Raw genomic sequence first — 12008 nt, forward strand, 5'->3', positions numbered from 1 at the left:
ACACCCCTGGTCGCACCCTCAGTCGAAGTGAGCCGCTGCGGCGCGGGCGATGTACACCGCATCGTCGAGGTCGTCGGAGGTCACGTTCACGTGTCCGACCTTGCGGCCGGGACGCGGAGCCTTACCGTAGGTGTGGATCTTGGCCGAAGGATGCGCCGCCATCGCTCCCGCGAAACGGTCGCCGAGCGAGCCGTTCTTCGGCCCACCGAGGATGTTGACCATCACGGACCACGCAGCCAGCGGTGCGGTGTCGCCGAGGGGCAGATCGGCGACCGCACGCAGGTGCTGCTCGAACTGCCCGGTGACGGCACCGTCTTGGCTCCAGTGGCCGCTGTTGTGCGGGCGCATCGCGAGCTCGTTCACGAGAATCCGCTCGTCGTCGGTCTCGAAGAGCTCGACCGCGAGCATGCCGGTGACTCCGAGCCCCTCGGCGATCGACCGCCCGATCTCCTCGGCGACCTGGACGAGACGGTCGGTCGCGTGCGGCGCGGGCGCGATCACCTCGGCGCACACGCCGTCACGCTGCACGGTCTCGACGACCGGGTAGGCGACGATCTGGCCACTGGGACGGCGGGCCACCTGCTGCGCGAGCTCGCGGACGAACCCGACGAGCTCCTCGACCAGCAGGGCCTCGCCGTCAGCGAGCCCGTCGAGCCAGTCCTGAGCCTCGCTCGCCGCTCTGACGACACGCACACCCTTGCCGTCGTAGCCGCCGCGCGGCGTCTTCACGACAGCCTGCCCGTCGTGCTCGTCCAGGAAGGCCTGCAGCTCGGACGCATCGCGAACCGGTGCCCAGTCGGGCTGCGGTACGCCGAGTTCTTCGAGTCGCGCCCGCATGAGGAGTTTGTCCTGGGCGAACTGCAGAGCATCCGGCCCGGGGTGAACGGCGACGCCCTCGGCGACGAGAGCCTGCAGCACCTCCTGGGGGACGTGCTCGTGGTCGAAGGTGACGACGTCGACGTCGGCGACGAACGCACGGACGACCTCGAGGTCGTGATAGTCGCCGACGGCGGTCGCGGCGAGCTGCGCCGCCATCCCCTGGTCTTCAGCGAGCACCCTCAGGTCGAGTCCGAGCTCGACCGCCGGAGCGATCATCATCCGAGCCAGCTGGCCTCCACCGATCACACCAACGCGCAGCGCCATGGGCCGCCTCCATTCGTCCTGACCATTCTCGCGCATCGGCGAGCACGCCGTTCACTCGTCGCGCCGCCCACGGCGAAGCGGCCCGGCTCTCAGAATCCGGCGGTCCCGTCGTTCCCCGCCTGCGCGTCGCGGTGCGCGAGGATCTGACTGACCTCGATCTGATCGGCGAGCGTCTCGTGCACGAGCGTCACATTCGGCACGTTGGCGAGGCGCATCGGCGCGTCGACGCCGTTGGAGAGGGTGATCGTGCCGACGCCCCACATCCGCTGGATCACGCCGCGGCGCACGCCGATCGTGTAACCGCGCGCGTGCGACATCTCCTGCCTGTTGCGCGCACCGATGCCGTGGTTCACGATGACCCGCCGGGTGGTGAGCGTCACGGAACGCGAGTACCAGACGACCCAGGGCACGACCACCAGCAGGAGGACGATGACCCCGGCTGCGCTCAGAAGCATCCAGTTCTCGAACGGCGCAGGCAGATTGTCATAGAAGAACGTCGTGGCACCGAACACCGCGATCAGCACCAGAGCCGACCAGAAGAGCCTCCGGGCGTGCGTGCGGAACCGGGCGATGAGCAGCTCTTCTGCGGGCGCACCCGGCGGTGGCATCGTCGGCCTTCCGCCGAGAGTCACGGGCTGAGTCACCCCTCCATTGTGCCCGCAACCGCCGACATCGCGGCTCGCATGCCGGGCGTGTCAGACTCATGCCGGCCGAACGTGCACCACGTCGCCCGCAGAGATCGGCCTCTCCGCACCCCCGGCCAGCACCAGCAGCCGACCGTCGGCGTCCAGTCCTGTGGCGGTTCCGACGAGCACGGAGTCCCCCGGAAGCGAGACCCTCACATCGAGCCCGATCGTCGCGCAGCGCCCGCTCGCCGCGGCATGAAGGCCGCTCGAGACGGCGTCTCCCGCGGCGGCGAGATCGGCGATCAGCTCGTCGAGTCCGCGCAGATACGTGGCGAGCAGCCGATCGGCGTCAGCCCCGACCCCGATCACGGCGAAGGACGTCGCAGTCTGCACCGGCAGCTGAGACTCCGTCATCGCCGTGTTCACGCCGGTTCCCACGACCACGGCATCCTGCGTCGCCTGTGCCAGGATCCCGCAGATCTTGCGGCCGTCGACCAGCACGTCGTTGGGCCATTTGACAGCCACGTCGTGGTCCGGAAGCTGCTCGGCGATCGCATCCGCCATCGCCACGCCGGCCGCGAGAGGGATCCAGCCGCGCGCGTCGCCTGACGGCAGCCGCCGCAGCAGCACGGAGACGGCGAGCGACGCGCCAGGCGCCGCCGTCCAAGAGCGGCCGAGCCTGCCGCGCCCCGCTGTCTGAGTGTCGGTCAGGAGCACGGAGAGGTGCGGCATCATCGGCGAGTCGCGCGCGCGCTCACTGAGGACGTCATTGGTCGAGGGTGCATCGGTCAGTACCTCGAGATGCGAGGCGACCGCGGCCGTGAGCGGAAGATCCATCGTCAGACCTCCTCTTCGTCGGCCTCTTCGTCGTCGTCATCCTCGTCGGTGCGCACCGCCCCGATCTCGTGCGCCTGCCAGCGCTCCCACTCGTGCATGAGGCGCTCGATCGCCGCGTGGAACTTCTCGGTCGCCGCTCCCGGCGTGGTGTCGCCGAAATAGTGCTGCACCCACATGCGCAGCCTGGCGATGGCCACCTCATCGGCACGGACGCGTTCGACCTCGGCGACGATGTCGCCCGCATCGCCCGCGCTGAGCCACTCGCAGTCCGACAGGTAGCCGTTGGTGTCGATCGATGCGCGCTCGTCTGCCGGTCGCGTGATCATCAGCGGCTTGCCGACGGCCAGGCGGTCGTAGACCATCGCCGAGATGTCGACGACCGCCACGTCCGCGGCCGCCAGCTGCCATCCGAGTTCCGCCCCGTTGTCGTACACGTGCTGCGCAGTGGGGTCCGCGGCGTTCGCCGCCGCGATGGCCGCGATGATGCGACGGTGCGCTGCGCCGTATTCGCCGTCCACGACTCCGCTCCGAGGGTGCGGTCGGTAGATCACGCGATGGCCACGGGAAGCGAGCAGCGTCGTGACCAACGTCTCGCCGTGCGTGGCGATCGACCCATAGTGCGCGCTCGGGCGGTCGCCTTCCCACGTCGGGGCGTAGAGCACGACCGTGCGCTCGTCCGGCACGTATGGCAGCGTGCCCGAGTAGTGGTCGGCCTGCGGGCGGCCGATCTCGATCGTGCGCTGATCGATGTCCCAGTCCCAGAGCGTCCTGGACAGACGGTCGCGCGCGGCCTGCCCGGCGACCAGCGCGTAGTCGTACGCCTTGTACTGATTCGTGGTCATGTACATCTTGTCGGACTCGCCGTGGTTGATGAACACGTGCCAGCGCCTGCCGTAGCGGAACATCTGGAAGTTGCGGGTGTTCTGATTGACGTACAGGACGACGCGGATGTCCTGCGACGAGATGAACCTCTCGAGGTCACGGATCGTGGGGACGAAGGCGACCGGCGGGCCGTCCTCGTCGAGCAGCTTGTCGGCGCCGGTCGCAGAACGCGACAGCACGACGACCGGCCAGCGCTTCGACAGCTCGGCGAGCGGGCGGTACCACTGCCTCATCTGGTACATGTTCACGTCGCCGTCGGCGAAGTACACCGCCACCTGGTAGTTCCCCGGCTGGTGCGGTTCGTGTTCGGCGAGGCGCCGTCGCACTCGCTGCACAGCCTTGCGGGAGGCGAGCGCCCGCTTCAGCAGACGGTAGGCCTTCTTCGCGTCGGACACTGCACCCATCCCTCCAGGATACCGAGTACGGGGACTCGAGCCGACGGCCGCTCCCGAGATCCCCGCTCTCACGAATCAGCGAACGTCCGAGCAGCGCATGCCATGATCGTCATGTGCCCGACAACGACATCGCCGCCCCAGAGACCGGAGTGTCGTTCGTCATGCCCGTGCTCAACGAGCGCGCCTACTTGGAGCACGCGATCGCCTCCGTGCTGACCCAGGAGCTGGCGGTCCCGGCAGAACTCGTGCTCGCACTCGGCCCGTCCACCGATGGCACGACGGAACTCGCGCAGCGTCTCGCCGCAGAAGACGACCGGATCCGGCTCGTCGACAACCCGGCCGCACACATCCCCGTCGGATTGAATGCGGCGATCAGGGCGAGCCGCTTCGCGACGATCGTCCGCGTCGACGCGCATTCTGAACTCGCTCCCGGCTATGCGGCGCTCGCACTGCAGACCCTCGAGCGCACGGGCGCCGCGAACGTCGGCGGCGTCATGCGCGCCGACGGCCGCACGCCGTTCCAGACGTCGGTGGCGCGCCTCTACAACTCGCCGGTGGGTCTCGGCGGGGGCGCCTACCACGGTGGTACTCACGAGGGTGAAGCCGAATCCGCGTACCTCGGCGTCATGCGCCGGGCGGTGCTCGAAGAAGTGGGGCTGTTCGATGAGTCGATCCGCCGCGGCGAGGATTGGGAGCTCAACCTCCGGATCCGTCAAGCAGGACACCTCGTCTGGTTCGATCCGAACCTCTCGGTGACCTATTGGCCACGTGAGAGCTGGATGCGCCTCGCGCGTCAGTTCCGCGCGACCGGGGCATGGCGTGGCGAGCTCGTGCGCCGATACGGACGCCGCAACGGCATCCGCTTCTTCGCTCCCCCGGCTCTCGTGGTGCTCGTCGCCGTCGCCGTCGTCACCGGGATCCTGCAGCTCACCGGCGTCCTCAGCGGAGTGCTCTCGCTCATCGTCTCGGCCGTCGTCTATCTGCCGTTGGCGGCATACCTAGTGCTCGTGGTCGCCGTCGCCTGCCTACCTGGCGGGGGCGGTCTCCGTCAGAGGCTGTGGACTCTGCTGGTACTGCCCACCATGCACCTCTCGTGGGGCCTCGGGTTCCTCGGTGGCGTGCTGCGCGGTGCTCGCGACACCGTCGACGCATCGCGTCTCGGCACGCGCAACACACCACTCCCCTAGCGCCGTCACCCCGACGCGTCGACTCACCTGGCGACGTACCCCTGATCGAGGATGCGTGCGACGACCCGCTCCGCCGAGTGCCCGTCGTCCCTCGGGTTGAACTGCGTCCGCCAGGCGCGGTATCGCTCGGCGTAGAGGCTCTCGTGCTCGCCGTCGGCCAGCGCAGCGACGAGTTCGTCCTGCGAGTGGACGAGCGGCCCCGGCGCGCGCGTCGCGAGATCGAAGTAGAACCCTCGGAGTTCTCCTCGATAGTGATCGAGGTCGGGAACGAGGAAGAACATCGGTTTTCCCGTCACGCTGAAGTCGAACATGACCGACGAATAGTCGGTGATCAGCACGTCGGCCGCGAGCAGGAGCCTCGAGGTCTCGGGGTACCCGGTGACGTCGATGACGCGGGCACCGGCACGATCCCGCCCGGTGTCGATCGTTCGCGAGTGACCCCGCACCAGCACGACGGAGTCGGTCTGCCTCGCGAGCTCCTCCGGGTCGATGAAGTCGACCATCTCGGTCCGATCATCGCGCCACGTCGGGGCGTACAGCAGCACCCGCTCGCCGTCGGCGATGCCGAGGTCGGCTCGGATCGCACCGGCGTCACCGGTGACGAGGGCGTCGTTCCTCGGATACCCCTCGACCCAGATCGGCCTCCCCAGGAAGGCGTATGCCTTGCGGAGAATACGCTCCGCGTAGGTGTTCTGCGCCAGGAGCACGTCCCAGCGGCGGGACTCCTTGACGACCGCCGCCATGCGACGAGGGTCGAACCCCGGTCGGTGCAGAGCGAGCCGCTTCAGCGGCGTGCCGTGCCACGTCTGTAGCACCTTCTGGCCCGGTTTGCGGACGAACCTTCGACGCAGCCAGTCGTTGACGACGAGCAGCCGCGATGCAGCACGAGCCCGCCACCACTCCGGACTGCCCTCGACGACCGCGATCGCCCCTTCCGGAACCGCAACGGACAGGTCGACGACACTCCAGTAGCGCACGACATCCGGCGCCTGTGCGAAAAGGGCACGGTCGATGGCCTGCGGGTTGCAGCCGACGGTGCGGCCGTAGAAGCTCTCGAAGAAGACGGCGTTCTCGGTGGCCCCGGGGTGGGAGACATAGCGCCCCTCGAGAGTCGCCTGCCCCTCGCTCGTCTCGTAGGCGGGGTCGATCGGCGCTGCGATACGCACCGTCGAGCCCGCGACCGCGATCCGCACACCCGCCAGCACCTCCGGGGCGATGACGAGATCGCTGAACTCGGCATCCGCGATGCGCAGCTCGTAATCCCCCGTCGGAAGCGGCAGCTCCGGGCCGCCCCACCGCGACGCGCGCAGCGGGAACGTCGCCTTCCAGGTCTTGCCCCCGCCGGTGATCCGAGCATCGACACGGGCGCGAGGCCCGACCAGCTCCGCCCTGCTAGGGCGCTGACCGGCGCCTGCGATGACCAGCGTCTCTGCCGTCTCATCGATCCTGGCCGTGGTCATGCTGCTCCCTTCGGCGCGGGAATCCCCCGCGCACGGATTGTCTCGTAGACGCGCCGGGTGTTGCCTCCGTCGCGGAAGGCGTGCATCTCCGCGCTGAGCGTACCCGAACGCTCGGACTGCGCGGCGAAGACGTCATGATCGTCAAGCAGTGCCGACAGCTGAAGGAGTAGCGAGTCCCAGCTCGTCGGCGCGTCCTCGCCCGCGACGTCCCGGAAGCGACCGTAGAAGCCTCTCGTGCGGGCGTAGTCCTCTGCGTCCGGGGCGAGGAAGAGCACCGGCATCCTCAGCAGCCCGACGTCGTAGGCCAGCGAAGAGTAGTCGGTGACCAGGATGTCGACCGCCGGAAGCACGGGGGTGACATCGGACAGGAGACCGGCCCCCAGCGTCCTGACCCTCCGGCTGGGCAGCGGGGGCAGGTATCCGCCTTCGCCGAGCGGATGGGAGCGCACGAGCAGCACAGCGTCATGCTCGTCGAGCACACGGATGATCCGCACCCACTGGTCAGCCGTCGGAATCGCCGGGTCGTCGGCGCCGTCACGCCACGTCGGCGCGTAGAGGATGATCCGAGAACCCGTCGGCAGACCGCCGAGCACGCGGTGCAGAAGATCGGATGCCGTCGCTCGACGCTCGATCGGATCGCCTGACGACAGCACGTCGACACGCGGCTCGCCGGTGACGACGACTCGACCGTCACCGAGCGCGAACGCCGACTCGAGACGCCCCCTCGAACGGTGCGATGCAGCCGGCAGGACTCGGATCCGCTGAGCCGCACGCCGGTAGAGGAGGCCGATGAGGCGGCGCAGCACCGGGGCGCCGGGGATGTTCGGAACCTGTGTGGTCGCGGGCGAATCGAGTCCGATGCGCTTGAGCGGGATCCCGTGCCACAGCTGCACGATGAAAGCACCCGACACCGCATAGCGGTTCACGTCGCCGAGGCCGTGCGTGACCACGACGACGCGGGCACGCGCCGTCGCCCACCACCCTCGCAGGCTGGCCTTGCGCATCGTGCGAAGACCGAGTGCCGCGGCGTCGCTGTCCTCCCGATCGGAGGAGGTGAGCCAGACGGTGTCGTGCCCCTCGGCCGCGACGAGGCGCTGCAGGGCGAGCGCACCGTCTCCGATGCCGGCGCCGCAACCGAACACCCAGCGCGTACCGCGCGGAACGAGGAGCGTGCCGACTCGCCCGACGAGGTAGAGCGGTATCCGAAGCAGCTTGGCCGCATTGCCGGAGCCGAAAGAGAAGGACGCCACCCCGCGAGCCTATCGCGGGGTGGCGTCCTTCTCGGTGAGCGGGATCGACCGAGTCAGCCGGCGAGCTCGCCCAGGGTGACCTCGATCTCGTATTCCTTGCCTCCGCGGATGTACGTGACCTTCGCCTCGCTGCCCGCGGCCGCTGCACGCACCTGTGCCGTGAGGTCGCTGGCGCTCGTGATGGGGACTCCGTTGAAGGCGGTCACCACGTCGTCGGCCTTCAGCCCGCCGGCGGCGGCAGCGCCGCCTCCGGTGACCTCGGCGATGTACGCGCCCGAGACGTCGGCGTTCTCGACGCTGGCCGCATCTCTCACCGACGCACCGAGCAGACCGTGGCTGGCTGCGCCGTTCGCGATGATCTCGTCCGACACCCGCTGGGCGATGTTGGCGGGGATCGCGAATCCGATTCCGATGGACCCCGACTCCTCGGAGCTCCCGGAACTCGCGATCGCGACGTTGATGCCGATCAGCTCGCCCTTGCCATTCACGAGCGCACCACCCGAGTTCCCGTGATTGATCGCCGCGTCCGTCTGGATCACCGCGATCGAGATCGACTCAGACGTCTGCTGCGATGTGTTGCCCGGCAAGTCGAACTGGAACGGTCCTTCGCCCTCCTCCGGCGTCTCCTGCTCGTTCTGCGGAGCGTCTTCCGAGGTCGAATCGGGCAGAGCCGACGACGCGATCTGAATGCTGCGGTTCAGCGCGCTGACGATGCCGGTCGTGACCGAGTTCGACAGACCGAGCGGTGCGCCCAGGGCCACCGCGGTGTCACCGACGTTGAGCTTCGACGAGTCGGCGAAGTCGATCGGGGTGAGATCCGTCGCATCCTCGAGCTTGATCACAGCGAGGTCGTAGATCGGGTCGGTCCCGACGACGGTCGCCGAGAAGATACGACCGTCCGATGTGGTGACCCGGATCGTCGGATCAGCCACGGCTCCGCCGAGGGTCACCACGTGGGTGTTCGTCAGCACGTAGCCGTCGTCGCTGATGATGACGCCCGAACCGCTGCCGCCCTGATCGGAGCCCGCCACCTCGATGGTGACGACCGACGGGAGCGCCGCGGTCGCGACGGCGGTCGTCTCGTTCACGGATCCGGGATTGTTGACCGTGATGGTGTCGGGGCCCTGTGCCACTCCCGTAGACCCCTGATTCGAGATCCCGTTGAGGATCGCTCCACCTCCGAACCCCGCGACGCCGCCGACGAGAGCGGCCGCGAGGACGATCGCGGCGAACTTCACTCCGGCGCGGGGCTTCGTCTGCTTGACCTTCGTGGTGCCATCGTCCGGTTGGCCCGGACCGGCTGCGGTGTGGAGACCGAATGCTGCACCGGGAGACGTCGAGGTCGGGGCACCGACGGGTCCCTGGTACTGTCCGGCCTGGTGCCCTGGGGCGCCGAAGTAGGGCTGGGGCACTGTCTGAGCGGCGGGCGCCACCGGGGCGCTCGGAGCCTCGAATGCCGGAGCGGGTGACGACGCGAAAGTCGAGGGGACGTGGTGTCCCTGGTATGGACCCGGAGCGGTGACGCTGCCTGGGGTCTCAGCGGCGGCATCCGTCGTCGAACGGTCGACGACCTCTGCTGCCTCGGTGGACGGCGCTGCGTCATTCGACGCAGGTGCCGAGTGGTCCTGGGTGCTGTCTTCGTTCATGGTGTGTGCTCCTTCAACAACGCCCTCTTAGAGTGACGCCTGTATCTGTGCGTTTCGTATGGCGAAGATGAGTTTCACCTATGGCCTTAGCCTGTTCTTCATGAGTGTCATCCCCGGAGCATGGCGGCGCACGGCAGCGGGTGCCGGTCTGCTCGCACCAGACGGAAGCGTCGCGCCCACCATCTTCGCAGAGATGTCGGCCGCGGCGGCCCGAACCGGTGCGATCAATCTCGGACAGGGCTTCCCCGATGAGGACGGCCCCGCCGAGGTGCTCGACGCTGCCAGGGAGGCGATCTCCCGTGGGGTGAATCAGTACCCGCCGGGCAGAGGGAACCCCGATCTGCTCGCAGCGATCAGCGAGCACCAGCGTCGCTTCTACGGCCTGGAGGTGGACCCTTCGCGCGAGGTCATCGTGACGGCCGGCGCGACCGAGGCGCTGACTGCGTCTCTGCTCGCCCTCATCGACGGTCCGGACGACGAGGTCGTCGTCTTCGAGCCCTACTACGACTCCTATGCGGCCGCGGTCGCCCTCGCCGGCGCCCGGCTGCGCACGGTCCCTGTCACAGCACCCGACTTCCAGCCGGACCTCGACCTGCTCGCAGCCACGGTCTCCGACCGCACACGCATCATCCTGATCAACGATCCACACAACCCCACCGGCGCCGTCTTCGATCGAGAGGTGCTCGCGGAGGTCGTCCGTCTTGCGGAAGTGCACGACGCGATCATCGTCACCGACGAGGTCTACGAGCATCTCGCCTTCGCACGTCCGCACACCCCGATCGCGACGCTTCCCGGCGCTGCCGAGCGCACGCTCACGATCTCGTCGGCGGGCAAGACGTTCTCGGCCACCGGCTGGAAGATCGGATGGGTGCACGGACCCGCGGAGCTCATCACAGCCGTGCTGACCGTCAAGCAGTACCTGACCTATGTCAACGGCTCGCCGTTCCAGCCGGCCATCGCCGTGGGCCTGCGGCTCGGCGACGACTTCTTCACCGGTGCCGCGACGACGCTGGCGCACAAGCACGAGATCCTCGGTGCGGGACTCCGCGCTGCGGGGTTCACCGTATTCCCGCCACAGGGCGGCTACTTCACGGTCGCCGACGCATCAGCACTCGGCGGTGCGGATGCCGCCGATTTCTGCCGCGCGCTTCCTGGGCGCGCGGGAGTCGTCGCGATCCCCTTGACCGCCTTCGTGGCCGAGGCGCACCGCGACGATTACGCCGGGCTCGTGCGCTTCGCGGCGTGCAAGCGCGTCGAGATCCTCGAGGAAGCGGCGAAGAGGCTCGTGTCGAGCTTCTGAACGCTCCGATTCAGCGCGGCCTGACGGCGTATCTGCGCACCCGCAGAGACGGGTTCACGGCGCGCACGCGCTCGATGGCGGCCCGCTCGACAGCGGCGACCGCGATGCCCTCGGTCGTTCCGACTCCGGCGAGCACGACGCCCTGCGGATCGACGATCTGCGAGTGACCGACGCCGATCGGGGTCGGATGGTCGGCGGCGATCACGTACGCGGTGTTCTCGATCGCTCGGGCGGCGAGCAGCGTCGTCCAGTGGTGCTCCTTGAGCGGACCCCGCACCCACTCGGCCGGGACCACGAGGGCGTCGGCGCCCGCGTCGATCAGAGTGCGCGACACCTCGGGGAAGCGCAGGTCGTAACAGGTCAGCAGCCCGAAACGGAGACCGGCGAGCTCGAACGTCGCGGCGCCCCCGACCTCCCCCGCCTCTACCCAGTCGGACTCGGTCTGGCCGAACGCGTCGTACAGGTGCTGCTTTCGGTAGGTCGCGAGGATTCCGTCGCCTCGCACCGCGACGACCGTGTTGCGCACGTGCGTCGCGTCTGAGGCGCGCTCGGCCAGCCCGGCGACGATCACCACGCCGTAGTCGGATGCCACAGCGATCAGCGTCGAGACGAACTCGCCATCCAGCGTCTCGGCGTTCTCGGCGAGAGTGGCGTCCATCGGATCCACGAAGTAGCTCGAGTACTCGGGGAAGACGATCAGGCGTGCACCGCGTGCTGCAGCATCCGCCGTCAGCTCTGCGATGCGGTCGCGGTTGTCCTCCCGCGAGGACGTGGGCGCGAACTGACAGACTGCGACGGGAACGGCGGCGGAAGCGGTCTCGGTCATGCTCACATCCTCCCCCATCGCGCCTGTCGCGCCTCGATTCGCGGACTCCTGATTCCCGTGTTAGGCTATAAAACGTGCCGCGGGGTGGAGCAGTTCGGTAGCTCGCCGGGCTCATAACCCGGAGGTCGCAGGTTCAAATCCTGTCCCCGCAACGAGAATGCGACACAAGAAAAGCCCTTGATCGGGAGAAATCCTGATCAAGGGCTTTTCGCATTCATTCGCCAGACCTCGACCTCGCGGCCGAGGCTCTTCGAGAGCGCTCGGCCGCGAGGTGTCAGCGATAGCTGCGTGTGAGTTCCGGGCCGGTCGGCTCGACGAACTTCACTCGGATGCTCTCGAGCGCAGGCGTGTCCTCCGCGATGTAGCTCATCACCACACGGTCCCTGTTCGCGGTCCCGCCGTCGGGCAGAATGAGCACGCGCGCGACGGAGAGCCCGTCGACGAAGTCGTCCTCCG

Annotated in this window: 11 protein-coding genes and 1 tRNA gene; 3 read left to right on the top strand and 9 right to left on the bottom strand. The window is 68.4% G+C overall.

The window, feature by feature from the left end; genetic code table 11:
• Positions 1 to 18: 18 nt before the first annotated feature.
• From QMA07_RS04400 to QMA07_RS04415, 4 genes are all read right to left on the bottom strand, one after another.
• Entirely contained in the window at positions 19 to 1143 is a 1125-nt protein-coding gene (locus QMA07_RS04400) for a 5-(carboxyamino)imidazole ribonucleotide synthase (protein WP_290160241.1), read from the bottom strand.
• 89 nt (positions 1144 to 1232) lie between these two features.
• Complete coding sequence (locus QMA07_RS04405) at positions 1233 to 1787, bottom strand: PH domain-containing protein (protein ID WP_290160242.1); 555 nt, start codon at positions 1785 to 1787, stop codon at positions 1233 to 1235.
• 57 nt (positions 1788 to 1844) lie between these two features.
• Positions 1845 to 2606, bottom strand: a complete 762-nt coding sequence (locus QMA07_RS04410; protein WP_290160243.1) for a biotin--[acetyl-CoA-carboxylase] ligase — start codon at positions 2604 to 2606, stop codon at positions 1845 to 1847.
• 2 nt (positions 2607 to 2608) lie between these two features.
• Positions 2609 to 3892 carry a CDP-glycerol glycerophosphotransferase family protein gene (locus tag QMA07_RS04415; protein ID WP_290160244.1) on the bottom strand — a complete coding sequence of 428 codons (1284 nt, stop codon included), beginning with the start codon at positions 3890 to 3892 and terminating at the stop codon, positions 2609 to 2611.
• 152 nt (positions 3893 to 4044) lie between these two features.
• Here QMA07_RS04415 and QMA07_RS04420 point away from each other — a divergent pair, with 152 nt between their 5' ends.
• A complete protein-coding gene (locus tag QMA07_RS04420; protein WP_290160259.1) occupies positions 4045 to 5070 on the top strand; it encodes a glycosyltransferase in 1026 nt (341 codons plus the stop codon).
• A 23-nt stretch (positions 5071 to 5093) separates the two neighbouring features.
• On the opposite strand, the gene QMA07_RS04425 is transcribed toward QMA07_RS04420, so the two are convergent.
• Genes QMA07_RS04425 through QMA07_RS04435 form a run of 3 tightly spaced genes read right to left on the bottom strand, consistent with a single transcriptional unit; the run spans position 5094 to position 9426 of the window.
• Positions 5094 to 6530 carry a CDP-glycerol glycerophosphotransferase family protein gene (locus QMA07_RS04425; protein ID WP_290160245.1) on the bottom strand — a complete coding sequence of 479 codons (1437 nt, stop codon included), beginning with the start codon at positions 6528 to 6530 and terminating at the stop codon, positions 5094 to 5096.
• Complete coding sequence (locus tag QMA07_RS04430) at positions 6527 to 7780, bottom strand: CDP-glycerol glycerophosphotransferase family protein (protein WP_290160246.1); 1254 nt, start codon at positions 7778 to 7780, stop codon at positions 6527 to 6529. Before QMA07_RS04430 ends, QMA07_RS04425 begins: the two co-directional genes overlap by 4 nt.
• A 53-nt stretch (positions 7781 to 7833) precedes the next feature.
• Complete coding sequence (locus tag QMA07_RS04435) at positions 7834 to 9426, bottom strand: trypsin-like peptidase domain-containing protein (RefSeq protein WP_290160247.1); 1593 nt, start codon at positions 9424 to 9426, stop codon at positions 7834 to 7836.
• Positions 9427 to 9526: 100 nt separating this feature from the next.
• Between QMA07_RS04435 and QMA07_RS04440 the strand changes: the two genes are divergently transcribed.
• Entirely contained in the window at positions 9527 to 10726 is a 1200-nt protein-coding gene (locus tag QMA07_RS04440; protein ID WP_290160248.1) for an aminotransferase class I/II-fold pyridoxal phosphate-dependent enzyme, read from the top strand.
• A gap of 10 nt (positions 10727 to 10736) precedes the next feature.
• Here QMA07_RS04440 and QMA07_RS04445 read toward each other — a convergent pair whose 3' ends face one another.
• A complete protein-coding gene (locus QMA07_RS04445; protein ID WP_290160249.1) occupies positions 10737 to 11552 on the bottom strand; it encodes a carbon-nitrogen hydrolase family protein in 816 nt (271 codons plus the stop codon).
• A 78-nt stretch (positions 11553 to 11630) separates the two neighbouring features.
• On the opposite strand from QMA07_RS04445, the gene QMA07_RS04450 reads away from it, so the two are divergent.
• Positions 11631 to 11704 (top strand) — tRNA-Met (locus tag QMA07_RS04450).
• 122 nt (positions 11705 to 11826) lie between these two features.
• Here the strand turns inward: QMA07_RS04450 and QMA07_RS04455 are convergent.
• A partial coding sequence (locus QMA07_RS04455; protein ID WP_290160251.1) for a hypothetical protein occupies positions 11827 to 12008 on the bottom strand: 182 nt, incomplete at its 5' end.

The sequence above is a fragment of the Microbacterium sp. APC 3901 genome (assembly GCF_030407765.1).
In the GTDB taxonomy this organism is placed as follows: Bacteria; Actinomycetota; Actinomycetes; order Actinomycetales; family Microbacteriaceae; genus Microbacterium.